We start from the raw sequence: 26,814 nt of genomic DNA on the forward strand, positions 1-26,814 counted from the left end.
CCTCCTCCCCTACGCTTGTCCCGTGACCCCCGTCGAGCTCTCCCGTACCGTTCTGCGTGCCGTGCGCCGTGCGGTGGACGCGGGTGAGCTCGTCGCGCCGGTGCCGGAGCGGGCCCAGGTCGCGCCCCCGGGGCCCGGTGGACGCGGGGACTACGCCACGAACGTCGCCCTGCAGCTGGCCCGCCCCGCCGGCCGTCCGCCGCAGGAGGTCGCCCGGATCCTGCGGTCGCACCTCGCGGACGCGGAAGGCGTGGCCGGCGTCGACATCACCGGGCCCGGCTTTCTCAACATCACCCTCGACGGGAGCGGAGAGCAGGCTCTTGTCGCCGAGATCCTGCGGCGCGGTGCGCGGTACGGGGTCGTCGACGAGCCCACCGGGGAACTCGTACAGCTCCACCACCCCCGCGAAGTACGCGCCGCCGTCACCGCTCACGCCGTCGCCCGGATTCTTCGCTCCCAGGGCGCCCTCGTCCGTACTTCCTGCGAGGACGAGCCCGACCCGGCCTGGGCAGCCGTCCTCGGTGTCAGCGTCGACGCCCACGGCACCCCGGCCGCGCCGGCGCCTCTCAAGGTCAACATCCGGCCCGTACCGGCCGGCCAGGATCCCACCCCGCTGGGCCGCGACGCCGCCCGCTGGGCGCTGCTGCACCCCGCGTCGCACGACCGTCCCCGCATCACCTCGGACCATCTCCTCCAGCGCGAGACCAACCCCCTCTTCAGGGTCCGGTACGCCCACGCCCGCACCCGGGCCCTCAGCCGCAACGCCGCCGCCCTCGGCCTCACCAGCGCCCCCGGCGACGTACAGGACAACGACGCGACACACCTCGTCGACGCCCTCGCCGCGTACCCGCACGCCCTCGCCACCGCCGCCCGCCACCGCGCCCCCGACCGTCTCGCCCGGCATCTCGTCACCACCGCCGACGCGGTGCTCGCCTTTCAGCACACCGTGCTTCCGCTGGGTGACGAGAAACCCTCGGCCGCCCACCGTGCCCGGCTCGCGCTTGCCGAAGCCGCCGGGGCGGTGCTGGCCGGTGGCCTGTCCCTGCTCGGCATCGACGCCCCAGAACATCTCTAGATGTCTCCAGAATCTCTGAGAAAGCCCATACAGCCATGAGCCGTTCCGCACACCCCGCCGGGCCCCGTCACGCCGATGTCTGGCCCGAGGGCCACTACTCCGCCCCGCCCGCCGACGTGAACGCCCTCGACCCGAAGGTCTGGGCCCAGACCGTCACGCGTACGGACACCGGGGAGGTCAGCGTCGGGGGGATCGGCGTCGCCGCGCTCGCCGAGGAGTTCGGTACCCCCGCCTACTTCGTCGACGAGACGGACTTCCGGGCGCGGGCGCGTGCCTGGCGTACCGCCTTCGGGCATGACGCCGACGTGTTCTACGCCGGGAAGGCGTTCCTGTCCCGGGCCATCGTGCGCTGGCTGCACGAGGAGGGGCTCAACCTCGACGTCTGCTCCGGCGGCGAGCTGACCACCGCCCTCTCCGCCGGGATGCCCGCCGACCGCATCGCCTTCCACGGCAACAACAAGTCGACGGAGGAGATCACTCAGGCCATCGAGGCCGGTGTCGGGCGGATCGTTCTCGATTCGTTCCAGGAGATCGTGCGCGTTGCCCACATCGCGCAGTCGCTCGGCACGCGGCAGCGCGTGCAGATCCGGGTGACCGTCGGCGTCGAGGCTCACACGCACGAGTTCATCGCCACCGCGCACGAGGACCAGAAGTTCGGCATCGCGCTCGCGGACGGGCAGGCCGCCGAGGCCGTACGGCGCGCGCTGACCCTCGACGGGCTCGAACTGATCGGCATCCACTCCCACATCGGGTCGCAGATCTTCGACATGGCGGGCTTCGAAGTCGCCGCCCGTCGTGTCGTGGCCCTCCTGGCCGCCGTCCGTGACGAGCACGGCGTCGAGCTTCCCGAGATCGACCTCGGCGGTGGCCTCGGTATCGCCTACACCAGCGACGACGACCCCCGCGAGCCGCACGAGATCGCCAAGGCCCTCGGCGAGATCGTCACGCGCGAGTGCGAGGCCGCCAAGCTGCGGACGCCCCGGATCTCGGTCGAGCCCGGGCGCGCCATCGTCGGGCCGACCGCCTTCACGCTCTACGAGGTCGGCACCATCAAGCCCCTCGAAGGACTGCGTACGTACGTCTCCGTCGACGGCGGCATGTCCGACAACATCCGCACCGCGCTGTACGACGCCGAGTACAGCGTCGCCCTCGTCTCGCGGACGAGCGACGCCGAACCCATGCTCGTACGCGTCGTCGGCAAGCACTGCGAGAGCGGCGACATCGTCGTGAAGGACGCCTTCCTGCCGTCCGACCTCGCGCCCGGCGACCTCATCGCGGTGCCGGCCACCGGTGCGTACTGCCGCTCGATGGCGAGCAACTACAACCACGCCCTGCGCCCGCCGGTCGTCGCGGTCCGCGACGGTGAGGCACGCGTGATCGTCCGCCGCGAGACGGAGGAGGACCTCCTGCGTCTCGACGTCGGCTGACAGGAATGACGGCACAATGCTGAGCGGGGCGGAAGATCTCCCGTCTGCCGCCCTCGCGCAAATGAAATAGACATCTCACGATCCGGACGAGGGATAGAAACCCCCGTCCGGTGAGTGAGACTGGTCCCACCGTGACGGTATGAGGAAACGAGGTCGGATGATGCGTACGCGTCCGCTGAAGGTGGCGCTGCTGGGCTGTGGGGTTGTCGGCTCAGAGGTGGCGCGCATCATGACGACGCACGCCGACGATCTCGCCGCGCGCATCGGTGCCCCCGTCGAACTGGCGGGTGTGGCGGTACGCCGGCCCTCCAAGGTGCGTGAGGGCATCGACCCCGCCCTCGTCACCACCGACGCCACCGCGCTCGTCAAGAGCGGGGACATCGACGTCGTCGTCGAGGTCATCGGCGGTATCGAGCCCGCCCGTACGCTCATCACCACCGCCTTGGAGCACGGCGCGTCCGTCGTCTCCGCGAACAAGGCGCTCCTCGCCCAGGACGGTGCCGCGCTGCACGCCCTCGCCGAGGAGCACGGCAGGGACCTCTATTACGAGGCCGCCGTCGCCGGTGCCATCCCGCTGATCCGCCCGCTGCGCGAGTCCCTCGCCGGCGACAAGGTCAACCGCGTGCTGGGCATCGTCAACGGCACCACCAACTTCATCCTCGACAAGATGGACTCGACCGGCGCCGGGTATCAGGAGGCTCTCGACGAGGCCACCGCCCTCGGGTACGCCGAAGCCGACCCCACCGCCGACGTCGAGGGCTTCGACGCCGCCGCCAAGGCCGCCATCCTCGCCGGGATCGCCTTCCACACGCGCGTGCGTCTCGACGACGTCTACCGCGAGGGCATGACCGAGGTCACCGCCGCCGACTTCGCCTCGGCGACGCGGATGGGCTGCACCATCAAGCTGCTCGCCATCTGTGAGCGGGCCGCCGACGGGGGCTCGGTCACCGCGCGCGTGCACCCCGCCATGATTCCGCTGAGCCACCCGCTCGCCTCCGTGCGCGGCGCGTACAACGCCGTGTTCGTCGAGTCGGACGCCGCCGGGCAGCTCATGTTCTACGGGCCGGGCGCCGGTGGTGCGCCGACCGCCTCCGCCGTCCTCGGTGACCTCGTCGCGGTCTGCCGCAACAAGCTCAGCGGCGCGACCGGGCCCGGCGACTCGGCGTACACCCAGCTGCCCGTGAGCCCCATGGGCGAGGTCGTGACCCGCTATCACATCAGCCTCGATGTGGCGGACAAACCGGGCGTTCTCGCCCAGGTTGCGACCGTTTTCGCCGAGCACGGTGTCTCGATCGATACCGTTCGGCAGCAAGGCCGACAGGACGGAGGCGGCGAGGCTTCTCTCGTCGTCGTCACGCACCGCGCGTCCGACGCGTCCCTCAACGGGACCGTCGAGGCGTTGCGCAACCTCGACACCGTGCGGGGTGTCGCCAGCATCATGCGGGTTGAAGGAGAGTAACGAGCAATGACCCACCAGTGGCGCGGAATCATCGAGGAGTACCGGGACCGGCTGCCGGTATCCGACACCACGCCGGTCGTGACGCTGCGCGAGGGCGGTACGCCGCTCGTGCCGGCGCAGGTGCTCTCCGAGCGCACGGGCTGCGAGGTCCACCTCAAGGTCGAGGGTGCGAACCCCACCGGGTCCTTCAAGGACCGCGGCATGACCATGGCCATCACGCGGGCCAAGGAGGAGGGCGCGAAGGCCGTCATCTGTGCCTCGACGGGCAACACGTCGGCGTCCGCCGCCGCGTATGCCGTACGGGCCGGAATGGTGTGTGCCGTTCTTGTACCGCAGGGCAAGATCGCGCTCGGCAAGATGGGCCAGGCCCTCGTACACGGCGCGAAGATCCTCCAGGTCGACGGCAACTTCGACGACTGCCTCACGCTGGCGCGCAGCCTCTCCGACAACTACCCGGTGGCGCTGGTCAATTCGGTGAACCCGGTGCGTATCGAAGGGCAGAAGACCGCCGCCTTCGAGATCGTGGACATGCTGGGCGACGCCCCCGACATCCACGTCCTTCCGGTGGGCAACGCGGGCAACATCACCGCGTACTGGAAGGGGTACACCGAGTACGCCACCGACGGGATCGCCCGGCAGACCCCGCGCATGTGGGGCTTCCAGGCATCCGGTTCCGCGCCCATCGTGCGCGGCGAGGTCGTCAAGGACCCCTCGACGATCGCCACCGCGATCCGCATCGGCAACCCGGCCTCGTGGAAGTTCGCGCTGGCCGCGCGGGATGAGTCGGGCGGCTTCATCGACGAGGTGACGGACCGTGAGATCCTGCGCGCCTACCGCCTGTTGGCCGCTCAGGAGGGTGTCTTCGTGGAGCCCGCCTCCGCGGCCTCGGTCGCCGGCCTGCTCAAGGCCGCCGAGCAGGGCAAGGTCGACCCGGGCCAGCGCATCGTCTGCACGGTGACCGGAAACGGCCTCAAGGACCCCGACTGGGCCGTCGCGGGCGCACCGCAGCCGGTCACGGTTCCGGTCGACGCGGCAACGGCCGCCGAGCGCCTCGGCCTCGCGTAACACGGGACCTCGGCCTGGCATAGCCCCACACCAACCCCGGCCCCCCAACAGCGAGTGAGCCGAAGGGGCGCGCCTGTGTCGAGACGGCGAACGCGCGGAGCGCCCGACGAAGGAGGGTCGAGCACGATCGCCGTCTCGACACAGGCTTTTGCGCCCCGGAGGCGAACCGAGCTTTGAAAAAAAGGGGGGGTGCACGAGGGGCTTACGACACGCATCGTGCGCCTCCTGTGCGCCCTATGTCGCCACAGAACCTTCCTTCGATAGGCTGTACCGAACCCGCCCGCCGCATATGCCGCGGTGCCGCGCAGTCCCTGCGGCCTCTGGGTCTTCCGCATTTTCCGTATGTCTCGCAGGATTTCGACAATCTCGCAGCTCAAGCTCAAGGAGAGTCATCGAGCGATGGCCGGTCCAGCGTTCCGCGCCGCCGCCGTCCGGGTGCGCGTCCCCGCCACCAGTGCCAACCTCGGCCCGGGCTTCGACGCCTTCGGTCTGTCACTGGGGTTGTACGACGACGTGGTCGTCCGGGTGGCCGACTCCGGACTGAACATCGACATCGCAGGCGAGGGCAGCGAGACGCTCCCACGCGACGAGAGCCATCTGCTCGTACGCTCCCTGCGCACCGCCTTCGATCTGCTCGGCGGACAGCCGCGCGGTCTTGAGATCGTCTGCGCCAACCGCATCCCGCACGGCAGGGGTCTCGGGTCCTCGTCGGCGGCCATCTGCGCGGGCATCGTCGCTGCACGCGCTGTGACCATAGGCGGCGACAGCAAGCTCGACGACGAGGCGCTCCTGGAGCTGGCGACGGAGATCGAGGGCCACCCCGACAACGTCGCGGCGTGTCTGCTCGGTGGTTTCACGCTGTCCTGGCTGGAGGGCGGATCAGCGCGCGCCATCAGGATGGAACCCGCCGATTCCATCGTTCCGGTGGTTTTCGTACCGGCCAAGCCGGTCCTCACCGAGACCGCCCGGGGACTGCTCCCGCGCTCCGTTCCGCACGTCGACGCCGCGGCCAACGCGGGCCGCGCCGCACTGCTTGTCGAGGCTCTGACCAGGCGCCCCGAGCTGCTGCTGCCCGCCACCGAGGACCGGCTGCACCAGGAGTACCGCGCCCCTGCCATGCCGGAGAGCGCGGCTCTGGTGGAGCGGCTGCGGGCCGACGGAATTCCCGCGGTGATCTCCGGCGCCGGGCCCACCGTGCTCGCGCTCGCCGCCGACACCGCGGCCGACAAGGTCGCACGACTGGCGGGCGAGGGCTGGGCGGCCAACCGGCTGGGCCTCGACGCCACGGGGGCGAGCGTGCTGCCGCTTGCTCCGTGACACACGGTCGCCGGATTTCGAGAGGGGGAATGTTTGTTGGATCCGGTAGTGTTAACCTCAAGTCTGCACCCGACCCCACCATGGCGAGGTGCTTCACGTCCCCGTCCGGGACAACCATTCTTCCGGGAGCCCCCCAAATCGCTTTGTGCCATGCATTGGGTGCTACGCGCTGAGCGGTGCTGAGCACGCTCCGGAACCGGCGTGACCGAGCCGATGGACACGGAACCTCAGTGCCCCGGCCCCGGGAATCGCCATCCCAGAAATTCCCTCCGCCTTTTGGCGGACCACCGCCCCGGCACGGTCCACACAGCAAGGACCACTGCCGGACAGCACAACCGGTCGCCGAGCCAGACAGGCCGACGTCCGCTCCAGGGAAGGACCCTTCGTGAGCGACACCACCGATCTGATGGGCGCACGTGTCGAGGAGACCGCTGCCGCGCCCGCCACGGACGCCTCCGCGCCTGCCACCGGTGCCGGCTCCCGTCGGCGCCGCGGTACCGGCCTCGAGGGCATGGTGCTGGCCGAGCTGCAGCAGGTCGCATCCGGCCTCGGCATCAGGGGCACCGCGCGGATGCGCAAGAGCCAGCTGATCGAGGTCATCAAGGAGGCGCAGGCGGGCGGGGGTGCTCCGGCCAAGGCCGAGACCGCCACCGAGACCAAGCCGAAGCGCCGGGCCACCTCGAAGGCTCGTACGGGCGACGACGCCGCTCCTGCCGACAAGAAGGCGGAGGCCAAGGCCGAGAAGGCCGTGGCACAGCAGCAGATCGAGATCCCCGGCCAGCCCGCGAGTGACGACGCCCCGGCCGAGCGCCGCCGGCGCCGCGCGACCTCCGAGGCCGGCAGCCCCGAGACGGTCACCGCCGAGGCGAAGAGTGAGCCGAAGTCCGAGGCGCCCGCCCAGTCCCAGGGCGACGCCGGTGACGGTGGCGAGGGCCGTCAGGGCCGCCGCGACCGCCGTGACCGTGGCGAGCGCGGCGACCGTGACCGCGGAGGCCGCGGCGACCGCGACCGCCGTGGCAAGGGCGACGAGCAGCAGGGCGGCGGACAGGGCGGCCAGGGTGGCGGCAACCAGCAGCGCCAGGACCGCCAGGACCGTCAGGGCGGCCAGCAGCAGGGCGGCGGTCGTCAGGACCGCCAGGACCGCCAGCGTGACAACGGGCCCCAGGACGACGACGACTTCGAGGGTGGCCGCCGTGGCCGCCGCGGTCGTTACCGGGACCGTCGTGGCCGGCGCGGCCGCGACGAGTTCGGCCCCAACGAGCCGCAGGTCGCCGACGACGACGTCCTGATTCCCGTCGCGGGCATCCTGGACATCCTCGACAACTACGCGTTCATTCGTACGTCGGGCTACCTGCCCGGCCCGAACGACGTGTACGTCTCCCTGGCCCAGGTCCGCAAGAACGGTCTGCGCAAGGGTGACCACGTCACCGGCGCGGTGCGTCAGCCCAAGGACGGCGAGCGCCGCGAGAAGTTCAACGCGCTGGTCCGCCTCGACTCCGCGAACGGCATGGCCGCCGAATCAGGCCGTGGCCGCCCGGAGTTCAACAAGCTGACGCCCCTTTACCCGCAGGACCGGCTCCGTCTGGAGACCGACCCGGGCGTGCTGACGACCCGCATCATCGACCTCGTCGCGCCGATCGGTAAGGGCCAGCGCGGTCTGATCGTGGCCCCGCCGAAGACCGGCAAGACCATGATCATGCAGGCGATCGCCAACGCGATCACGCACAACAACCCCGAGTGCCACCTGATGGTCGTCCTGGTCGACGAGCGTCCGGAAGAGGTCACCGACATGCAGCGGTCGGTGAAGGGCGAGGTCATCTCCTCGACCTTCGACCGTCCGGCCGAGGACCACACCACGGTCGCCGAGCTCGCCATCGAGCGTGCCAAGCGTCTGGTGGAGCTGGGTCACGACGTCGTCGTACTGCTCGACTCGATCACGCGTCTGGGCCGTGCGTACAACCTCGCCGCTCCGGCCTCCGGCCGCATCCTTTCCGGTGGTGTCGACTCGACCGCGCTGTACCCGCCGAAGCGCTTCTTCGGTGCCGCGCGCAACATCGAGGACGGCGGCTCGCTGACCATCCTGGCCACCGCGCTCGTCGACACCGGCTCGCGCATGGACGAGGTCATCTTCGAGGAGTTCAAGGGCACGGGTAACGCCGAGCTCAAGCTCGACCGCAAGCTCGCCGACAAGCGCGTCTTCCCGGCGGTGGACGTCGACGCGTCCGGTACCCGTAAGGAAGAGCTCCTGCTCGGCAGCGACGAGCTCGCCATCACCTGGAAGCTGCGTCGCGTGCTGCACGCGCTCGACCAGCAGCAGGCGATCGAGCTGCTCCTGGACAAGATGAAGCAGACGAAGTCGAACGCCGAGTTCCTGCTGCAGATCCAGAAGACGACGCCGATGCCGGGCAACGGCAACGACTGACGGATCCGCGGCCGGCCGGGCCGGTACCGCGAAGGGCCACCCCTTGTACGTAGAGGGGTGGCCCTTCGCGTTGACCGTGGCAGGGACCGTCGTGGTGACCCTTTTCGAGTCGCCGGAGCCCCGGCGAAATGGGCCCTGGAGAGACCTTCGCCACAGATGTGAAGAGCGCCACGTCGTCGCGGAAGCACGCCGTCCGCCATCGAAAGCCCAGGTGAGCGCTCGACGGCCCGCCCGGCCCCTCACTCAGTGTGTTCGTTGATCCACAGCGCGGTCACAGCGCGTCGTGCAACCCTTTTTTCGGTTTCAACGTCTGACCGGACGGGTCCTGACAGAGACGTCGCGGCAGATGACCACGCCTGACCCTGACTGCAGGGGGTAACCGAACGTACGAGGACTGAGGAGCACATGTCTGCCGAGAGCATGCCGGAACCCGGCACACCGGAGGATTCCGGTTCGAGCGCCCCGCGCCGCCGCGCCAAGGGCAGCCGCCGCAAGCCGCGGAGCACGCGCCACAAGGCGCTCGTCATCACGGCCTGGGCCGCCGCGGGCGTCGTCGTGCTGGGCGGCAGTGGCCTCGGGTTCATGTACTTCAAGCTCAACGACAACATCAAGAGCGTCGACATCAACCAGGCACTCGGCACCGACCGGCCCCTGGACGTCGACAACGGCTCGCAGGACATCCTCGTACTCGGCTCCGACACCCGCTCCGGCGGCAACAAGAAGCTCGGCGGCGGCGTCGACGACGGCAGCGCCCGCTCGGACACCGCGATGATCGTGCACGTCTACGAGGGCCACAAGAAGGCCAGCGTGGTCTCCATACCCCGGGACACCCTCGTGGACCGGCCCGAGTGCACCGACAGCAAGGGCGTCGAGCACGACGCCGGGTCCCAGGTGATGTTCAACTCCGCGTACTCGACCGGTGGCGCCGCCTGTGCCGTGAAGACCGTCGAGTCGATGACCGGCATCCGCATGGACCACTACATCGAGGTCGACTTCAGCGGCTTCCAGAAGCTCATCGACGAGCTCGGCGGGGTCAAGGTCACCACGACCAAGAGCATCCGGGACGAGGAGAGCCACCTCAACCTGAAGGCCGGCACGCACCAGCTCACCGGCAAGCAGGCGCTCGGACTGGTCCGCACCCGGCACGGCGTCGGTGACGGCTCCGACCTCGGCCGGATCCAGCTCCAGCAGGCGTTCATCAAGGCCCTGGTCGAGCAGGTCAAGGACATCGGCGTACTGACCAGCCCGAAGAAGCTGTTCGACCTCGCCGACACAGCGACCAAGACCGTCACCACCGACACCGACCTCGACTCGGTCAAGGACCTGGCCTCGTTCGCCAACGGCCTCAAGGGCATCAGCCCGTCCAACATGAACATGGTGACGATGCCGGTCCAGTACGACCCGGCCGACGGCAACCGCGTCCTCGTCCTCAAGGCCAAGTCCCAGCAGGTCTGGGACGCCCTCAAGAACGACCGCCCGATCCCGAAGTCGGCGACCAAGGGTGCGGCTACGGGCGCCGCGAAGGGTGTCGTGAGCTAGGCGCTCCGCCGGGCGGTTCGTTGTCTGCGGGCCCGCGGGGAATACCCGACGCGAACCCCCGGTTTTGGGGGATGGCGCCAGTGCTGGCAGACTGGTACGTCGGCCCCGGTTCACGCTCCGCAGCCCGCGGCAGCGACCCGGCGCCCTCCCGAAACTAGGAGACACCTTGAAGCGCGACATCCACCCCGAGTACGTCGAGACGCAGGTCAGCTGCACCTGTGGCGCGTCGTTCACCACCCGCAGCACGATCTCCAGCGGCACCGTCCGCGCCGAGGTCTGCTCCGAGTGCCACCCGTTCTACACGGGCAAGCAGAAGATCCTCGACACCGGTGGCCGCGTGGCCCGCTTCGAGGCCCGCTTCGGCAAGGCCAAGGCTGCCGCTGACAACAAGTAGCGAGCCCACAGCGCCGGTCTCCGGAGCCTCCGTCCAGGGGGCGCTGGGACCGGCGCTTTGCGGTGCAGCCCCTATTCGTCGTAGTACCTACGTCCCCGCGCCCGTCATGGAGCGGGGGACAGTCCATTGGAGCCGGAGATGTTCGAGGCGGTCGAGGAACTGATCGGCGAGCACGCCGATCTGGAGAAGAAGCTCGCTGACCCGTCGGTCCACGCCGACCAGGCCAACGCGCGCAAGCTCAACAAGCGCTACGCCGAGCTCACCCCGATCGTCGCGACGTACCGCTCCTGGAAGCAGACCGGGGACGACATCGAGACGGCGAAGGAGTTCGTCGCCGACGACCCGGACTTCGCGGCCGAGGTCAAGGAGCTGGAGAAGCAGCGCGAGGAACTGACGGAGAAGCTGCGGCTGCTTCTCGTCCCGCGCGACCCCAGCGACGACAAGGACGTCATCCTGGAGGTCAAGGCGGGCGCGGGCGGCGACGAGTCGGCCCTGTTCGCCGGTGACCTGCTGCGCATGTATCTCCGGTACGCCGAGCGCGTCGGCTGGAAGACCGAGATCATCGACGCCACCGAGTCCGAGCTGGGCGGCTACAAGGACGTCCAGGTCGCCGTGAAGACCAAGGGCGGCCAGGGCGCCACCGAGCCCGGCCAGGGCGTCTGGGCGCGGCTGAAGTACGAGGGCGGGGTGCACCGCGTGCAGCGGGTGCCGTCGACCGAGTCGCAGGGCCGGATCCACACCTCCGCCGCCGGTGTGCTCGTCACGCCCGAGGCCGAGGAGGTCGACGTCGAGATCCACGCGAACGACCTGCGGATCGACGTCTACCGCTCCTCCGGGCCCGGCGGACAGTCCGTCAACACCACCGACTCCGCCGTGCGCATCACGCACATTCCCACCGGAGTCGTCGCCTCCTGCCAGAACGAGAAGAGCCAGCTGCAGAACAAGGAGCAGGCGATGCGTATCCTGCGCTCCAGGCTGCTCGCCGCGGCGCAGGAGGAGGCGGAGCGCAATGCGGCGGACGTCCGCCGCAGCCAGGTCCGTACCGTCGACCGCTCCGAGAAGATCCGTACGTACAACTTCCCGGAGAACCGCATCTCGGACCACCGGGTCGGCTTCAAGGCGTACAACTTGGACCAGGTGCTCGACGGCGATCTGGACGCGGTGATCCAGGCGTGCGTCGACGCGGACTCGGCCGCCAAGCTCGCCGCGGCGTAAGGCACGTACAAGTACACAGCGCAGTACACATCCGCTCGACGGACAACAGCACAGCTCCCGGAGGACCAGCGTGAACCTGCTGCTCGCGGAAGTGGCCCAGGCCACCCAGCGGCTGGCCGACGCCGGCGTGCCCTCGCCGCGCAACGACGCCGAGGAACTCGCCGCGTTCGTGCACGGCGTGAAGCGGGGCGAGCTGCACACCGTCAAGGACGCGGACTTCGACGCCCGGTACTGGGAGGTGATCGCGCGCCGCGAGGCCCGCGAGCCGCTCCAGCACATCACCGGGCGGGCCTACTTCCGCTATCTGGAACTCCAGGTCGGGCCGGGCGTGTTCGTGCCCCGGCCCGAGACGGAGTCCGTGGTCGGCTGGGCCATAGACGCCGTACGCGCGATGGACGTCGTCGAGCCGCTGATCGTCGACCTGTGCACCGGCTCGGGCGCGATCGCGCTCGCCCTCGCGCAGGAGGTGCCGCGCTCGCGCGTCCACGCCGTCGAACTGTCCGAGGACGCCCTGCGGTGGACCCGTAAGAACGTCGAGGGATCCAGGGTCGACCTGCGCCAGGGCAACGCCCTGGACGCGTTCCGCGACCTCGACGGCCAGGTCGACCTCGTCATCTCCAACCCGCCGTACATCCCGCTGACCGAATGGGAGTACGTCGCTCCGGAGGCCCGGGACTACGATCCCGAACTCGCCCTGTTCTCCGGGGAGGACGGCCTCGACCTCATCCGCGGTCTGGAGCGCACCGCGCACCGGCTGCTGCGGCCCGGCGGTGTCGTCGTCATCGAGCACGCCGACACCCAGGGCGGGCAGGTGCCGTGGATCTTCACCGAGGAGCGGGGCTGGGCCGACGCCGCGGACCATCCCGACCTCAACAACCGGCCGCGGTTCGCGACCGCCCGCAGGGCGACGCCATGACAGCGGCGACTTCTTGCGTGGACGACGTGGAAAACGTTAGATGCGCGGCCAACGGGGCCCGCGTGTTCGAGGAGGCTTGCTGATATGGCACGGCGATACGACACCAACGACGCGACCGACCGCTCGACGGGTCTGCGCGAGGCCGCGTCCGCCGTCCGCCGCGGCGAGCTCGTGGTGCTGCCGACCGACACCGTGTACGGCATCGGCGCCGACGCGTTCAGCTCGGAGGCCGTGACCGACCTGCTGGAGGCCAAGGGCCGCGGCCGGAACATGCCCACGCCCGTCCTCATCGGCTCCCCGAACACGCTGCACGGCCTGGTCACCGACTTCTCCGAGATGGCGTGGGAGCTCGTCGACGCGTTCTGGCCCGGCGCGCTCACGCTCGTCGCCAAGCACCAGCCGTCCCTCCAGTGGGACCTGGGGGACACCCGTGGCACGGTCGCCGTACGCATGCCGCTGCACCCGGTCGCCATCGAGCTGCTGACCGAGGTCGGTCCGATGGCGGTCTCCTCCGCGAACCTGACCGGCCACCCGGCCCCCGAGGACTGTGACGCCGCGCAGGAGATGCTCGGCGACTCCGTCTCCGTCTACCTGGACGGCGGGCCGACCCCCGGCAACGTCCCGTCGTCGATCGTCGACGTCACGGGCAAGGTGCCGGTGCTCCTGCGGGCGGGAGCCCTGTCCGCGGAGGAGCTGCGAAAGGTCGTCCCCGACCTTGAGGTGGCGAATTGACAGCCCCTGACGCGGGGCGTGGCATAGGTACGGGGACGGGGTACACGGGGGCTTACGGCGACGGGGCCTCGGGGGACTCCTCTTTTCGCATCCTCCACGTCAGCACCGGCAATGTGTGCCGCTCGCCGATCACCGAGCGGCTGACCCGTCATGCCCTGGCGGACCGGCTCGGCGACCCCCTGTGGGGCGGCCTGATCGTGGAGAGCGCCGGCACCTGGGGTCATGAGGGCGCGCCCATGGAGGCCAACGCGGAGGCGGTCCTCGCCGACTTCGGCGCGGACGCCTCCGGCTTCGTCGGGCGTGAGCTGCTGGACGAGCACGTCATCAGGGCGGACCTCGTCCTCACGGCCACCCGCGACCACCGCGCCCAGGTCATCTCCATGGGCCACTCGGCGGGCCTGCGCACCTTCACCCTGAAGGAGTTCACCCGCCTGGTCCGCGCCATAGACCCCGCCACCCTCCCTCCCCTGGAGGACGGCATGGTCGAACGCGCCCGCGCCCTGGTCCGCGCGGCAGCGGCTCTACGCGGGTGGCTCCTGGCCCCCACAGCGGAGGCGGACGAGGTGTACGACCCGTACGGCGCCCCGCTCCCGTTCTTCCGCTCGGTGGGGGATGAGATCAATCAGGCGCTGGATCCGGTGGTGACCGCCCTCACGGGCGTGCCCGCTCGGGCGTAACACCGGGCGCAGGTGGGGTCACGGTTCTACATTGGACTTAGCGTTCCCCTGTCGAGGTCCGGAGTCCGCCATGCCGGTCGCACACACGCTTGAAGGTCCGCTGTCGGTCGACGTGCTCGGCCGGCAGGATCCGGAGCTGGCCGAGATCCTGCTCGGGGAGCTGGAGCGGCAGTCGACGACACTGCAGCTCATCGCCGCCGAGAACTTCACCTCGCCGGCCGTGCTGGCGGCGCTCGGCTCGCCGCTAGCCAACAAGTACGCCGAGGGATATCCGGGCGCCCGGCACCACGGCGGCTGCGAGATCGTCGACGTGGCCGAGCGCATCGCCGTGGAGCGCGCCAAGGCCCTGTTCGGCGCCGAACACGCCAACGTGCAGTCCCACTCCGGGAGTTCGGCCGTGCTGGCCGCGTACGCCGCCCTGCTGCGCCCGGGAGACACCGTCCTCGCGATGGGTCTGCCGCACGGCGGCCACCTCACGCACGGGTCGCCCGCGAACTTCTCCGGCCGCTGGTTCGACTTCGTCGGCTACGGCGTCGACCCCGAGAGCGGGCTCATCGACCACGAGCAGGTGCGCACCCTGGCCCGTACGCACCGGCCGAAGGCCATCGTGTGCGGGTCGATCTCGTATCCCCGCCACATCGACTACGCCGCCTTCCGCGAGGTCGCGGACGAGGTCGGCGCCTATCTCATCGCGGACGCGGCCCATCCCATCGGGCTCGTCGCCGGGGGAGCGGCGCCCAGTCCGGTCCCGTACGCCGACGTGGTGTGCGCGACCACACACAAGGTGCTGCGCGGCCCGCGCGGCGGCATGCTGCTGTGCGGGAGCGAACTGGCGGAGCGGGTGGACCGGGCCGTGTTCCCCTTCACACAGGGCGGCGCGCAGATGCACACCATCGCCGCCAAGGCCGTCGCGTTCGGCGAGGCGGCAACACCGGCGTTCACCGCGTACGCCCATCAGGTGGTGGCGAATGCGCGGGTACTGGCGCAGGGCCTGGCCGCCGAGGGGCTCGCGGTCACCACCGGCGGTACCGACACCCATCTGCTCACCGTCGACCCGGCACCGCTCGGGGTGGACGGCCGCACCGCCCGTGGGCGTCTCGCCGCGGCCGGAATGGTCCTCGACACCTGTGCCCTGCCCCATCCCGACGTGCGAGGACTGCGTCTGGGCACGGCCGCCCTCACCACCCAGGGGATGGGCGAGGCCGAGACGGCACGCATCGCGGTGCTGTTCGCGACGGCCCTGCGGGACGAGTCCGCCGGGCGTGGAGTACGTGAAGAAGTGCGGGATCTGACCGGAAGATTTCCGCCCTATCCCGCCCACTGAGGGGTAGCCGATCACCGGTGCACAGCCACTCGTGCAACCATCGGCTCTACCCGGAAGTCCCCAACCGTATGCGCACGAAGCTAGGGTGTGGGGCTGAGATGGCCAGCGAGATCTGTGGGGAAGCCTGTGCGTGAATACCTCCTGACGCTCTGCATCACGGCCGCGGTGACGTACCTGCTGACCGGGCCGGTGCGGAAGTTCGCGATCGTGGCCGGAGCGATGCCGGAGATCCGGGCACGTGACGTGCACCGGGAACCCACACCGCGGCTGGGCGGCATCGCGATGTTCTTCGGGTTGTGCGCCGGCCTGCTGGTCGCCGACCACCTGACGAACCTCAGTGAGGTCTTCGAGAACTCCAACGAGCCGCGGGCCCTGCTCTCCGGCGCGGCCCTGATCTGGCTGATCGGCGTCCTGGACGACAAGTTCGAGATCGACGCCCTCATCAAGCTCGGCGGCCAGATGATCGCCGCGGGCGTCATGGTCATGCAGGGTCTGACGATCCTGTGGCTGCCGATCCCCGGCGTCGGCTCGGTCTCGCTGACCCAGTGGCAGGGCACGCTGCTGACCGTCGCGCTCGTCGTGATCACCATCAACGCCGTGAACTTCGCCGACGGCCTCGACGGCCTCGCCGCCGGCATGGTGTGCATCGCGTCCGCCGCGTTCTTCATGTACGGCTACCGCATCTGGTACGGCTACGGGCTGGAGTCCGCCGCCCCCGCCACCCTCTTCGCCGCGATCCTCATGGGCATGTGCCTCGGCTTCCTGCCGCACAACATGCATCCCGCGCGGATCTTCATGGGCGACTCGGGCTCGATGCTCATCGGCCTGGTGCTGGCGGCCGGTGCCATCTCCATCACCGGGCAGGTCGACCCGGACGCGATGAACCTCTTCGCCGGGTCCGAGAAGGAGGCCGTGCACCAGACGGTGCCCGTCTACATCCCGCTCCTGCTGCCGCTGACGATCATCGCCGTCCCGGCGGCCGACCTGGTGCTCGCCATCGTGCGGCGCACCTGGCGCGGCCAGTCACCGTTCGCCGCCGACCGCGGGCATCTGCACCACCGCCTGCTGGACATCGGGCACTCGCACAGCCGGGCCGTGCTCATCATGTACTTCTGGTCGGCCCTGGTCGCCTTCGGAGCCCTGGCCTACTCGGTGAACTCCGGGGCCATGTGGATCGTGCTCGGCATCATGGCGCTCAGCGCGGTGGGCCTGGTCCTGCTCCTGCTGCCGCGCTTCACACCGCGCGCCCCGCGCTGGGCCGAGCACTTCGTGCCGCCGCGCTACCGCCGCCGCAGGGCCGCGGAGCTGTCGGCGGAGGCCTCGTCGGCGGTCGCGTACGCCACGGGTGACGGGACGCACGACGGGACTTCCGTCGGAGCCGGTGACGGCGTCGGCGACTGCGCCGACGAGGTCGACGGCGTCGACGGTGAACGTGAGGAACGCCGCACTCCGGTTGTCGCCGGTGTCTCAGGAGTCAATGGGGCGACGGCTGTTGGACCCCGTTCGCGTCTCCTGGACGAGCGCAAAGCCGGAACGTCCCGCTGACGCGAGGTAAGAATCGTGCAAGAAGCCCGACGACGACGGCGCCGGTAAACCGCCCCAATACCAGACAAGTTGGTCGCCTGAGTGCACAGACGTGCAGTTTCACTCTCATGTGTGACGCCGAGCACACCAACCAGGTAAAGACCTCATCAAATAGTTTGTGATACGGTTCACGAGAACCCGGGACAGAGCCGAAGGACCGCAGTGCGACGGTCCATTGGCGGTGAGGTTCTCTCTCTGTCCGGGACTACGCTCGTCCATGACGACACCTGCCCCCTTGAGCAAGCGGAGTTGCCGCCATGCCGTCCAATGACGTCCGGATCCTTCTCCAGGCCGCTGTGCCCACAGCTGCCGTCGGCGCGATCGCCGCCGTCGTCAGTGGTGTGGTCGCCGGTGGCAAGGGAGCGATCGGGGCGGGCTTCGCGACGCTGGTCGTGATCCTCTTCATGGGCATCGGGCTGTACGTCCTGCAGCGCACCGCCAAATCGCTTCCGCACCTTTTCCAGGCGATGGGTCTGATGCTCTATACGGCACAGATTCTGCTGCTGTTCATCTTCGTCGCCGCCTTCAAGAACACGACGCTGTTCAATCCCAAGGCTTTCGCGATCACGCTGGTCGCCACCACGCTCGCGTGGATCGGCGCCCAGGCGCGTGCCCACATGAAGGCCAAGATCCTCTATGTCGAACCCGACTCCTCGAAGGGCGACAAGCCCGAAAAGACGGGGCACTCGTCGTGAGGGGTAGGGCCGGGATAAGCGCGGGTGGGAGATCCTGCTATCGTCCGGTGCCAACTGCGGCATCGCGGGCGCGGGCATGTGAGCTGACGCCTGCCCCAGCGCGAGGCTCGATGCCCTCCAGCCGCCCCCACATCCGTAACACCAGTCCAGTGCCGAACCGCGGCTGCGCGCCGCGCCGACACAACGAGGTTGCCGTACCCATGCGTCACGCTGAAGGAGCCCGCGGTGAGTGCTGACCCGACGCAGGTGCTCGCCTTCGAGACCGACTGCCACATCTTCGACGGTTGTGGCTTCCCGGCTCCCGGCCTGCACTCGTTCCTGTTCGAGCCCATCTGGGGCCACCAGGACGACGCTGTCTACTTCAACAAGACGATGCTGTTGGCGCTGCTCGGCTCCGTCATCATCATCGGCTTCTTCTGGGCGGCCTTCCGCAAGCCGCAGGTCGTTCCGGGGAAGCTGCAGATGGTGGCCGAGGCGGGCTACGACTTCATCCGACGCGGGATCGTCTACGAGACCATCGGGAGGAAGGAAGGCGAGAAGTACGTTCCGCTCGTTGTCTCGCTGTTCTTCTTCATCTGGATGATGAACCTCTGGTCGATCGTTCCGGTCGCCCAGTTCCCGGTGACGTCGATCATTTCGTACCCGCTGGTTCTGGCTCTGATCGTCTACATCCTGTGGGTCTCGCTGACCTTCAAGCGGCATGGATTCGTCGGCGCCTTCAAGAACTTCACGGGTTACAACAAAGAGCTCGGCGCGGTCCTGCCGCTGGCCATGGTCATCGAGTTCTTCTCGAACCTGTTGGTCCGCCCGTTCACCCACGCAGTGCGACTCTTCGCGAACATGTTCGCGGGCCACACGCTGCTTCTGCTCTTCACGATCGCCAGCTGGTACCTGCTCAACGGCTTCGGGATCGCCTACGCCGGGGTCTCTTTCATCATGGTCATCGTGATGACGGCCTTCGAGCTCTTCGTCCAGGCACTTCAGGCGTACGTCTTCGTGCTCCTGACCTGCACCTTCATCCAGGGCGCGCTCGCCGAGCACCACTGAGTACGCGCCTCACACAACCCCGCAGACGTCCGGTGGCCAACCCCCACCGGTCCTTGAAAGAGAAGGAAGAACTGGCATGTCCTCGACTCTTGCCGCTGTCACCGGTGACCTCAAGGCTCTCGGCTCCATCGGCTACGGTCTCGCCGCCATCGGCCCCGGCGTCGGCGTCGGCATCATCTTCGGTAACGGCACCCAGGCCCTGGCCCGTCAGCCCGAGGCCGCCGGCCTGATCCGCGCCAACCAGATCCTCGGCTTCGCCTTCTGTGAGGCGCTCGCCCTCATCGGTCTGGTCATGCCGTTCGTCTACGGCTCCTGATCTCTTCAGGCTGACGACCAGCAACCCAGACGAAAGGCAACGATATGAGCCACCTGCTCATTCTGGCGGCCGCTGAGGGGGAGGCAGAGAACCCCCTCATCCCGCCGATCCCCGAGCTTGTCATCGGCCTGCTCGCCTTCGTCATCGTCTTCGGCTTCCTCGCAAAGAAGCTCCTCCCGAACATCAACAAGGTTCTGGAGCAGCGCCGCGAGGCCATCGAGGGCGGTATCGAGAAGGCCGAGGCCGCTCAGACCGAGGCCCAGAGCGTGCTTGAGCAGTACAAGGCTCAGCTCGCCGAGGCCCGGCACGAGGCCGCGCGTCTGCGCCAGGAGGCGCAGGAGCAGGGCGCCACGCTCATCGCCGAGATGCGTGCGGAAGGCCAGCGGCAGCGCGAGGAAATCATCGCCGCCGGTCACTCGCAGATCGCGGCCGACCGCAAGGCCGCGTCGTCGGCGCTGCGCCAGGACGTGGGCCAGCTGGCCACCGAACTGGCCGGCAAGCTCGTCGGCGAGTCCCTTGAGGACCACGCCCGGCAGAGCCGCACGATCGACCGGTTCCTCGACGGTCTCGACGAGTCCGCTTCGAAGGCCGAGGCGTCGCGATGAACGGAGCGAGCCGCGAGGCCCTGGCCGCCGCACGAGAGCGTCTCGACGCGCTGACGGACAACACGTCCGTGGACGCGACGCTGCTCGCCGACGAGCTGGCCGCCGTCACCGCGCTGCTCGACCGCGAGGTGTCACTGCGTCGGGTCCTCACCGACCCGGCGCAGGCCGGAGAGGCGAAGGCCGAACTGGCCGGGCGTCTGCTCGGCGGCCAGGTCGGCGGCACGACCGCCGATCTGGTGGCCGGTCTGGTGCGCTCCCGCTGGTCGCGCTCGCGTGACCTGGTCGACTCCATCGAGGAGCTGGCCGACACCGCCGACCTCACGGCGGCGCAGCGGGCGGGCACGCTCGACGAGGTCGAGGACGAGCTGTTCCGGTTCGGCCGGATCGTCTCTTCGAACACCGGGCTGCGTGCCGCACTGACCGACCGCAGCGCCACGACCGCGGCCAAGAGCGAGCTGCTGCGCAGCCTGCTCGGCGGCCGGGCCAAGGCGACGACCGAGCGTCTGGTCACGCGCCTTGTGACCGCGCCCCGGGGACGTAGCCTGGAGTCGGGACTCGAGTCCCTGTCCAAGCTCGCCGCCGAGCGTCGTAGCCGCATGGTCGCCGTCGTCACCTCGGCGGTTCCGCTGAGCGACCCGCAGAAGCAGCGCCTGGGTGCCGCCCTCGCGAAGCTCTACGGCCGCCAGATGCACCTCAACCTCGACGTGGACCCCGAGGTCCTCGGCGGGATCCGGGTGCAGGTCGGCGACGAGGTCATCAACGGCTCCATCGCGGACCGGCTGGAAGACGTCGGCCGCCGCATGGCGAGCTAGCGACAGCAACTCAATAGACGTACGTAAACAGTTACACGCGGTAATACGGCCCTGGTTGGGCCGTGCAGAGGATTCCTGGGGGCTGACCCCAGACCCCCCAAGAAAACTTCGGGCCCAACAAGGAGAGCAGGGAACCCAGATGGCGGAGCTCACGATCCGGCCGGAGGAGATCCGGGATGCGCTGGAGAACTTTGTCCAGTCGTACAAGCCGGACGCGGCCTCGCGCGAGGAGGTCGGTACGGTCACCCTTGCCGGCGACGGCATCGCGAAGGTCGAGGGCCTTCCCTCGGCCATGGCCAACGAACTGCTGAAGTTCGAGGACGGCACCCTCGGCCTCGCGCTCAACCTGGAAGAGCGCGAGATCGGTGCGGTCATCCTCGGAGAGTTCAGCGGTATCGAGGAGGGGCAGCCGGTCACCCGTACCGGCGAGGTCCTGTCCGTGGCCGTCGGCGAGGGCTACCTCGGCCGCGTTGTCGACCCGCTCGGCACCCCGATCGACGGTCTCGGCGAGATCGAGACGTCCGGCCGCCGCGCCCTCGAGCTGCAGGCCCCGGGCGTCATGGTCCGTAAGTCGGTGCACGAGCCGATGGAGACCGGCTACAAGGCCGTCGACGCGATGACCCCGATCGGCCGTGGCCAGCGTCAGCTGATCATCGGTGACCGTCAGACCGGCAAGACCGCCCTGGCCGTCGACACGATCATCAACCAGCGCGACAACTGGCGCACCGGCGACCCGAACAAGCAGGTCCGCTGCGTGTACGTCGCCATCGGCCAGAAGGGCTCGACCATCGCCTCCGTGCGTGGCGCCCTCGAAGAGGCCGGCGCGCTGGAGTACACGACCATCGTCGCCGCCCCGGCGTCCGACCCGGCCGGCTTCAAGTACCTTGCGCCGTACACCGGTTCGGCCATCGGCCAGCAGTGGATGTACGAGGGCAAGCACGTCCTCATCATCTTCGACGACCTCTCGAAGCAGGCCGACGCCTACCGCGCCGTGTCCCTGCTGCTCCGCCGTCCGCCGGGGCGCGAGGCCTACCCCGGTGACGTCTTCTACCTGCACTCCCGTCTGCTGGAGCGCTGCGCGAAGCTCTCCGACGAGATGGGCGCGGGCTCGATGACCGGTCTGCCGATCGTCGAGACGAAGGCCAACGACGTCTCGGCGTTCATCCCGACCAACGTCATCTCCATCACCGACGGCCAGTGCTTCCTGGAGTCGGACCTGTTCAACGCCGGTCAGCGCCCCGCGCTGAACGTCGGTATCTCCGTCTCCCGAGTCGGTGGTTCCGCACAGCACAAGGCGATGCGCCAGGTGTCCGGCCGACTGCGCGTGGACCTCGCCCAGTTCCGTGAGCTGGAGGCGTTCGCCGCCTTCGGTTCCGACCTGGACGCCGCGTCGAAGTCGCAGCTGGAGCGCGGTCAGCGGATGGTCGAGCTGCTCAAGCAGGCTCAGTACCAGCCGATGGCCACCGAGGACCAGGTCGTCTCCGTGTGGGCCGGTACCACCGGCAAGATGGACGATGTTCCGGTCAACGACATCCGCCGCTTCGAGAAGGAGCTGCTTGAGTACCTGCACCGCAAGGAGCAGGGCCTCATGACCTCCATCAAGGAGGGCGGCAAGATGGGCGACGACACCCTGCAGGCCATCGCCGACGCGATCGCGGACTTCAAGAAGCAGTTCGAGACGTCGGACGGCAAGCTGCTCGGCGAGGACACCCCTGCCGCTGCGGGCAAGTGACGACGGAAGGGACCTGACTCATGGGAGCCCAGCTCCGGGTCTACAAGCGTCGCATCAAATCCGTCACCGCGACCAAGAAGATCACCAAGGCGATGGAGATGATCGCCGCCTCGCGCGTCGTCAAGGCGCAGCGCAAGGTGGCGGCCTCCACGCCGTACGCGACCGAGCTCACCCGGGCGGTCACGGCGGTCGGCACGGGCTCGAACACCCAGCACCCGCTGACCACCGAGGCCGAGGCGCCGACGCGTTCCGCTGTGCTGCTCCTGTCGAGCGACCGCGGCCTCGCCGGGGCCTTCAACTCCAACGCCATCAAGGCCGCCGAGAAGCTGACGGCACGTCTTGAGGCGGAGGGCAAGGAGGTCGACACGTACATCGTCGGCCGCCGCGGTCTGGCCCACTACAACTTCCGGGAGCGCAAGGTCTCGGAGTCGTGGTCGGGCTTCACCGACGAGCCCACGTACGCGGACGCCAAGAAGGTCGCCGTTCCGCTCATCGAGGCCATCGAGAAGGAGACGGCGGACGGCGGCGTGGACGAACTCCACATCGTCTACACCGAGTTCGTCTCGATGATGACGCAGACGGCGGTCGACAGCCGACTGCTGCCGCTCAGCCTCGAAGAGGTCGCGGAGGAGTCCACGTCCAAGGGCGAGATCCTTCCGCTGTACGACTTCGAGCCGTCGGCGGAGGACGTCCTCGACGCCCTTCTGCCCCGGTACGTCGAGAGCCGTATCTACAACGCGCTGCTCCAGTCGGCCGCCTCCAAGCATGCCGCCACGCGCCGCGCGATGAAGTCGGCGACCGACAACGCGGGAGACCTGATCACTTCACTCTCCCGATCTGCCAATGCGGCCCGCCAGGCCGAAATCACCCAGGAAATCAGCGAGATCGTCGGTGGCACCGCAGCCCTGGCCGACGCGACCGCGGGGAGTGACAGGTAATGACGACGACAGTTGAGACGGCCGTTGCCACGGGCCGCGTCGCCCGGGTCATCGGCCCGGTCGTCGACGTGGAATTCCCCGTCGACGCCATGCCGGAGATCTACAACGCCCTTCACGTCGAGGTGGCCGACCCGGCCAACGCCGGCGAGAAGAAGACGCTGACCCTTGAGGTCGCCCAGCACCTGGGTGACGGTCTGGTCCGCACCATCTCCATGCAGCCCACCGACGGTCTGGTCCGCCAGGCCGCGGTGACCGACACGGGCACGGGCATCTCCGTCCCGGTCGGTGACTTCACCAAGGGCAAGGTGTTCAACACCCTCGGCGAGGTGCTGAACTCCGACGAGACCTACACGGGCGACCGGTGGTCCATCCACCGCAAGGCCCCCGCGTTCGACCAGCTCGAGCCGAAGACCGAGATGTTCGAGACGGGCCTGAAGGTCGTCGACCTTCTCACCCCGTACGTCAAGGGCGGCAAGATCGGTCTGTTCGGTGGTGCCGGTGTCGGCAAGACCGTGCTGATCCAGGAAATGATCATGCGTGTCGCCAACCTCCACGAGGGCGTCTCCGTCTTCGCGGGCGTCGGTGAGCGCACCCGTGAGGGCAACGACCTCATCGCGGAGATGGAAGAGAGCGGCGTTCTCGACAAGACCGCTCTTGTCTTCGGTCAGATGGACGAGCCCCCGGGCACCCGTCTGCGCGTGGCCCTGGCGGGTCTGACCATGGCGGAGTACTTCCGCGATGTGCAGAAGCAGGACGTGCTGTTCTTCATCGACAACATCTTCCGCTTCACCCAGGCCGGTTCCGAGGTCTCGACCCTGCTCGGCCGTATGCCCTCCGCGGTGGGTTACCAGCCGACCCTGGCCGACGAGATGGGTCTCCTCCAGGAGCGCATCACCTCGACCCGTGGTCACTCGATCACCTCGATGCAGGCGATCTACGTCCCCGCGGACGACCTGACCGACCCGGCCCCGGCCACCACGTTCGCCCACCTCGACGCGACGACGGTTCTCTCCCGTCCGATCTCCGAGAAGGGCATCTACCCGGCCGTGGACCCGCTGGACTCCACGTCCCGCATCCTGGACCCGCGCTACATCGCGCAGGAGCACTACGACGCCGCGATGCGCGTCAAGACGGTCCTGCAGAAGTACAAGGACCTTCAGGACATCATCGCGATCCTCGGTATCGACGAGCTCGGCGAGGAGGACAAGCTCGTCGTCCACCGTGCCCGTCGCGTGGAGCGCTTCCTGTCCCAGAACACCCACGCCGCCAAGCAGTTCACCGGCGTGGACGGTTCGGACGTTCCGCTGGAGGAGTCGATCGCGGCCTTCAACTCGATCTGCGACGGCGAGTACGACCACTTCCCGGAGCAGGCGTTCTTCATGTGCGGTGGCCTGGAGGACCTCAAGGCCAAGGCCAAGGAGCTCGGCGTCTCCTGAACCAGCGCTTCTGATCGAGCACTGCTTCACGAAGAGGGGCGGGTGCGTCCCGCCCCTCTTCGTACGCCCACGCAGCATCTCCCGGGGGCAACCCCCGGACCCCCGGCCGAGAGGCGGGGCGGGGCCCGGCACTTCCGTACTCGGCGCCCCACTAGACTTAGACCCAACACCCGGCAGCGAGAGCCGGGTGGTGACCCGAGGAGCCCACCTTGGCTGCTGAGCTGCACGTCGAGCTCGTCGCCGCGGACCGCAGTGTCTGGTCCGGCGAGGCCACCCTGGTCGTCGCGCGTACCACGTCCGGCGACATCGGCGTCATGCCCGGTCACCAGCCGCTGCTCGGTGTGCTGGAGTCGGGCCCGGTGACCATCCGTACGAGTGATGGTGGAACTGTCGTCGCCGCGGTGCACGGCGGTTTCATCTCGTTCGCGGACAACAAGCTGTCGCTGCTGGCCGAGATCGCCGAGCTGTCGGACGAGATCGATGTCCAGCGCGCGGAGCGGGAGCTCGAGCGCGCGAAGACGGAGGGCGATGCCTCCGCCGAGCGTCGCGCGGACGTCCGACTGCGAGCGGCGTCGACGCACTGAAACCAGCGCGCGACGAGATGTGACTCAGCCGCGGCCAGGACCGGAGCTTGCTCCGGACCGGGTCGCGGCTGAGGCGATGCGGGTGCTTTTTTCCTTTCCGTTACCTAGGAGACGAGGAGGTCGGTGTCGATGGTCCTCGCTCTGACTGTGTGCGGGTTGGTAGTCGTGCTGGTGGCGGTGGCACTCTTCGTGTTCCATCTGCGCCGCCGACTGATCCAGCGCTCCGGCGGTACGTTCGACTGCAGCCTCCGCTGGGACGCTCCGGAGAAGAGCGACACCAGCGGAAAAGGCTGGGGCTACGGCATCGCCCGCTACAACGGCGACCGCATCGAGTGGTTCCGCATCTTCTCGTACGCTCCCCGCCCGCGCCGTGTCCTTGAGCGTTCGGCGATCGAGGTGGCCGGCCGCCGCACCCCGGACGGCGAGGAGGAGCTTGCGCTGCTCGCCGACCAGATCATCCTCGCCTGCGTCCATCGTGGTACGCGCCTTGAGCTGGCCATGAGCGAGGACGCGCTGACCGGGTTTCTCGCGTGGCTCGAAGCAGCCCCGCCCGGTCAGCGAGTCAATGTCGCTTGATCTGTCTGTTGGTGCTGACGGTCGCTAGTTCAGGCCGCCGTTGATCGCGCTCACCAGTTCTCCGTTGCTGGTGTCTCCGCTGAACTCCCAGAAGAACGCGCCGCCCAGGCCCTGGTTCTTGGCCCAGGTCATCTTCGAGCCGATGGTGGCCGGGGTGTCGTAGCTCCACCAGTTGTTGCCGCAGTAGGCGTAGGCCGTGCCGGCGATGGTGCCGGTGGCGGGGCAGGAGTTCTTGAGGACCTTGTAGTCCTCGATTCCCGCCTCGTACGTGCCGGGTGCCGCGCCGGTCGCCGAGCCGCCGGGAGTGGACTGGGTCACGCCGGTCCAGCCGCGCCCGTAGAACCCGATGCCGAGCAGCAGCTTCTTGGCGGGTACGCCCTTGCTCTTGAGCTTGGCGATCGCGTCGGCCGAGTTGAAGCCGGCCGCCGGAATGCCCGCGTACGAGGTCAGCGGCGAGTGCGGGGCGGTCGGACCGTCCGCGTCGAAGGCGCCGAAGTAGTCGTACGTCATCACGTTGTACCAGTCGAGGGACGCCGAGGCGCCGCCGTAGTCGGCCGCGTCGATCTTGCCGCCGGAGGAGCCGTCGGCGGTGATGGCCGCGGTGACCAGGTAGTTGGAGCCGAACTCGGTGCGCAGCGCCTGGCTGAGCGTCTTGAACGAGCTGAAGCCGGACGTGTCGCAGGTCAGGCCGCAGGCGTTCGGGTACTCCCAGTCGATGTCGATGCCGTCGAAGACGTCGGCCCAGCGCGGGTCCTCGACAACCGCCTTGCAGGAGGCGGCGAAGGCGGCCGGGTTGGCGGCGGCCTGCGTGAAGCCGCCGGAGTAGGTCCAGCCGCCGAAGGAGTACAGCACCTTGATGTGCGGGTACTTGGCCTTCAGCTGGCGGAGCTGGTTGAAGTTGCCGCGCAGCGGCTGGTCCCAGGTGTC

General features: G+C 68.9%; 25 protein-coding genes. 24 read left to right on the plus strand and 1 reads right to left on the minus strand.

Going from position 1 to position 26,814, the window contains the following annotated elements:
* The first annotated feature begins 22 nt into the window (after positions 1-22).
* The 24 genes from nrtL (at position 23) to AOK17_RS22960 (ending at position 25,887) form a co-directional block, all read left to right on the plus strand.
* Positions 23-1,075 carry an ArgS-related anticodon-binding protein NrtL gene (nrtL, locus tag AOK17_RS22845; RefSeq protein ID WP_055614402.1) on the plus strand — a complete coding sequence of 351 codons (1,053 nt, stop codon included), beginning with the start codon at positions 23-25 and terminating at the stop codon, positions 1,073-1,075.
* A gap of 35 nt (positions 1,076-1,110) precedes the next feature.
* Positions 1,111-2,502 carry a diaminopimelate decarboxylase gene (gene lysA / locus AOK17_RS22850; protein ID WP_055614403.1) on the plus strand — a complete coding sequence of 464 codons (1,392 nt, stop codon included), beginning with the start codon at positions 1,111-1,113 and terminating at the stop codon, positions 2,500-2,502.
* Between the two features lie 160 nt (positions 2,503-2,662).
* Complete coding sequence (locus AOK17_RS22855; RefSeq protein ID WP_055614423.1) at positions 2,663-3,961, plus strand: homoserine dehydrogenase; 1,299 nt, start codon at positions 2,663-2,665, stop codon at positions 3,959-3,961.
* Between the two features lie 6 nt (positions 3,962-3,967).
* Positions 3,968-5,026, plus strand: coding sequence for a threonine synthase (thrC, locus tag AOK17_RS22860; RefSeq protein WP_055614404.1), 1,059 nt, complete (start codon positions 3,968-3,970; stop codon positions 5,024-5,026).
* A 399-nt stretch (positions 5,027-5,425) separates the two neighbouring features.
* Positions 5,426-6,343: a homoserine kinase gene (gene thrB / locus AOK17_RS22865; RefSeq protein ID WP_055614405.1), complete on the plus strand. Its 918-nt coding sequence runs from the start codon at positions 5,426-5,428 to the stop codon at positions 6,341-6,343.
* Positions 6,344-6,728: 385 nt separating this feature from the next.
* Entirely contained in the window at positions 6,729-8,765 is a 2,037-nt protein-coding gene (gene rho, locus AOK17_RS22870) for a transcription termination factor Rho (protein WP_055614406.1), read from the plus strand.
* Positions 8,766-9,170: 405 nt separating this feature from the next.
* A complete protein-coding gene (locus AOK17_RS22875) occupies positions 9,171-10,304 on the plus strand; it encodes an LCP family protein (protein WP_055614407.1) in 1,134 nt (377 codons plus the stop codon).
* Between the two features lie 166 nt (positions 10,305-10,470).
* Positions 10,471-10,698 (plus strand): 50S ribosomal protein L31, encoded by a 228-nt coding sequence (gene rpmE, locus AOK17_RS22880; RefSeq protein ID WP_055614408.1) that lies wholly within the window; start codon positions 10,471-10,473, stop codon positions 10,696-10,698.
* Positions 10,699-10,836: 138 nt separating this feature from the next.
* Complete coding sequence (gene prfA / locus AOK17_RS22885) at positions 10,837-11,913, plus strand: peptide chain release factor 1 (protein WP_055614424.1); 1,077 nt, start codon at positions 10,837-10,839, stop codon at positions 11,911-11,913.
* 70 nt (positions 11,914-11,983) lie between these two features.
* Entirely contained in the window at positions 11,984-12,829 is an 846-nt protein-coding gene (gene prmC, locus AOK17_RS22890) for a peptide chain release factor N(5)-glutamine methyltransferase (RefSeq protein ID WP_055614409.1), read from the plus strand.
* An 84-nt stretch (positions 12,830-12,913) separates the two neighbouring features.
* Positions 12,914-13,561, plus strand: a complete 648-nt coding sequence (locus AOK17_RS22895) for an L-threonylcarbamoyladenylate synthase (RefSeq protein ID WP_055614410.1) — start codon at positions 12,914-12,916, stop codon at positions 13,559-13,561.
* Positions 13,558-14,238 (plus strand): arsenate reductase/protein-tyrosine-phosphatase family protein, encoded by a 681-nt coding sequence (locus AOK17_RS22900; RefSeq protein ID WP_055614411.1) that lies wholly within the window; start codon positions 13,558-13,560, stop codon positions 14,236-14,238. The genes AOK17_RS22895 and AOK17_RS22900 overlap by 4 nt, the downstream gene beginning before the upstream one ends.
* A gap of 70 nt (positions 14,239-14,308) precedes the next feature.
* A complete protein-coding gene (locus tag AOK17_RS22905) occupies positions 14,309-15,562 on the plus strand; it encodes a serine hydroxymethyltransferase (RefSeq protein ID WP_055614412.1) in 1,254 nt (417 codons plus the stop codon).
* Between the two features lie 126 nt (positions 15,563-15,688).
* On the plus strand, positions 15,689-17,107 hold the full coding sequence (locus tag AOK17_RS22910; RefSeq protein WP_055614413.1) for an MraY family glycosyltransferase: 1,419 nt from the start codon (positions 15,689-15,691) through the stop codon (positions 17,105-17,107).
* Between the two features lie 296 nt (positions 17,108-17,403).
* Positions 17,404-17,841: a Cg1360 family ATP-synthase-associated protein gene (locus AOK17_RS22915; RefSeq protein WP_055614414.1), complete on the plus strand. Its 438-nt coding sequence runs from the start codon at positions 17,404-17,406 to the stop codon at positions 17,839-17,841.
* 225 nt (positions 17,842-18,066) lie between these two features.
* A complete protein-coding gene (gene atpB, locus AOK17_RS22920) occupies positions 18,067-18,888 on the plus strand; it encodes a F0F1 ATP synthase subunit A (RefSeq protein ID WP_055614415.1) in 822 nt (273 codons plus the stop codon).
* A 76-nt stretch (positions 18,889-18,964) separates the two neighbouring features.
* Positions 18,965-19,204, plus strand: coding sequence for an ATP synthase subunit c family protein (locus tag AOK17_RS22925; RefSeq protein WP_055538220.1), 240 nt, complete (start codon positions 18,965-18,967; stop codon positions 19,202-19,204).
* A gap of 44 nt (positions 19,205-19,248) precedes the next feature.
* A complete protein-coding gene (locus AOK17_RS22930) occupies positions 19,249-19,809 on the plus strand; it encodes a F0F1 ATP synthase subunit B (protein ID WP_055614416.1) in 561 nt (186 codons plus the stop codon).
* On the plus strand, positions 19,806-20,621 hold the full coding sequence (locus tag AOK17_RS22935; RefSeq protein WP_055614417.1) for a F0F1 ATP synthase subunit delta: 816 nt from the start codon (positions 19,806-19,808) through the stop codon (positions 20,619-20,621). The genes AOK17_RS22930 and AOK17_RS22935 overlap by 4 nt, the downstream gene beginning before the upstream one ends.
* 139 nt (positions 20,622-20,760) lie before the next feature.
* Complete coding sequence (gene atpA / locus AOK17_RS22940) at positions 20,761-22,353, plus strand: F0F1 ATP synthase subunit alpha (protein ID WP_055614418.1); 1,593 nt, start codon at positions 20,761-20,763, stop codon at positions 22,351-22,353.
* A gap of 20 nt (positions 22,354-22,373) precedes the next feature.
* Positions 22,374-23,291 (plus strand): F0F1 ATP synthase subunit gamma, encoded by a 918-nt coding sequence (locus AOK17_RS22945; RefSeq protein WP_055614419.1) that lies wholly within the window; start codon positions 22,374-22,376, stop codon positions 23,289-23,291.
* Positions 23,291-24,727, plus strand: coding sequence for a F0F1 ATP synthase subunit beta (gene atpD / locus AOK17_RS22950; RefSeq protein WP_055614420.1), 1,437 nt, complete (start codon positions 23,291-23,293; stop codon positions 24,725-24,727). Before AOK17_RS22945 ends, atpD begins: the two co-directional genes overlap by 1 nt.
* A 209-nt stretch (positions 24,728-24,936) precedes the next feature.
* On the plus strand, positions 24,937-25,311 hold the full coding sequence (locus AOK17_RS22955) for a F0F1 ATP synthase subunit epsilon (protein WP_055614421.1): 375 nt from the start codon (positions 24,937-24,939) through the stop codon (positions 25,309-25,311).
* A 129-nt stretch (positions 25,312-25,440) separates the two neighbouring features.
* Positions 25,441-25,887 carry a DUF2550 domain-containing protein gene (locus AOK17_RS22960; RefSeq protein ID WP_055614422.1) on the plus strand — a complete coding sequence of 149 codons (447 nt, stop codon included), beginning with the start codon at positions 25,441-25,443 and terminating at the stop codon, positions 25,885-25,887.
* Positions 25,888-25,911: 24 nt separating this feature from the next.
* Here the strand turns inward: AOK17_RS22960 and AOK17_RS22965 are convergent.
* Positions 25,912-26,814 (minus strand): glycoside hydrolase family 18 protein (locus AOK17_RS22965; protein WP_245697305.1); only part of this gene is annotated, 903 nt, incomplete at its 5' end.

This window comes from Streptomyces phaeochromogenes (genome assembly GCF_001418655.1).
Lineage (GTDB): Bacteria > Actinomycetota > Actinomycetes > Streptomycetales > Streptomycetaceae > Streptomyces > Streptomyces phaeochromogenes.

Bases quoted from the DNA above. Each gene is read 5' to 3' on its own strand.
- AOK17_RS22915 (WP_055614414.1), top strand. From the start codon at position 17,404: ATGCCGTCCAATGACGTCCGGATCCTTCTCCAGGCCGCTGTGCCCACA.
- AOK17_RS22925 (WP_055538220.1), top strand. From the start codon at position 18,965: ATGTCCTCGACTCTTGCCGCTGTCACCGGTGACCTCAAGGCTCTCGGC.
- atpD (WP_055614420.1), top strand. From the start codon at position 23,291: ATGACGACGACAGTTGAGACGGCCGTTGCCACGGGCCGCGTCGCCCGG.
- AOK17_RS22875 (WP_055614407.1), top strand. From the start codon at position 9,171: ATGTCTGCCGAGAGCATGCCGGAACCCGGCACACCGGAGGATTCCGGT.
- thrB (WP_055614405.1), top strand. From the start codon at position 5,426: ATGGCCGGTCCAGCGTTCCGCGCCGCCGCCGTCCGGGTGCGCGTCCCC.
- AOK17_RS22855 (WP_055614423.1), top strand. From the start codon at position 2,663: ATGCGTACGCGTCCGCTGAAGGTGGCGCTGCTGGGCTGTGGGGTTGTC.
- atpA (WP_055614418.1), top strand. From the start codon at position 20,761: ATGGCGGAGCTCACGATCCGGCCGGAGGAGATCCGGGATGCGCTGGAG.
- AOK17_RS22895 (WP_055614410.1), top strand. From the start codon at position 12,914: ATGGCACGGCGATACGACACCAACGACGCGACCGACCGCTCGACGGGT.
- AOK17_RS22945 (WP_055614419.1), top strand. From the start codon at position 22,374: ATGGGAGCCCAGCTCCGGGTCTACAAGCGTCGCATCAAATCCGTCACC.
- thrC (WP_055614404.1), top strand. From the start codon at position 3,968: ATGACCCACCAGTGGCGCGGAATCATCGAGGAGTACCGGGACCGGCTG.
- AOK17_RS22960 (WP_055614422.1), top strand. From the start codon at position 25,441: ATGGTCCTCGCTCTGACTGTGTGCGGGTTGGTAGTCGTGCTGGTGGCG.
- AOK17_RS22935 (WP_055614417.1), top strand. From the start codon at position 19,806: ATGAACGGAGCGAGCCGCGAGGCCCTGGCCGCCGCACGAGAGCGTCTC.
- prfA (WP_055614424.1), top strand. From the start codon at position 10,837: ATGTTCGAGGCGGTCGAGGAACTGATCGGCGAGCACGCCGATCTGGAG.
- AOK17_RS22930 (WP_055614416.1), top strand. From the start codon at position 19,249: ATGAGCCACCTGCTCATTCTGGCGGCCGCTGAGGGGGAGGCAGAGAAC.
- AOK17_RS22905 (WP_055614412.1), top strand. From the start codon at position 14,309: ATGCCGGTCGCACACACGCTTGAAGGTCCGCTGTCGGTCGACGTGCTC.
- lysA (WP_055614403.1), top strand. From the start codon at position 1,111: ATGAGCCGTTCCGCACACCCCGCCGGGCCCCGTCACGCCGATGTCTGG.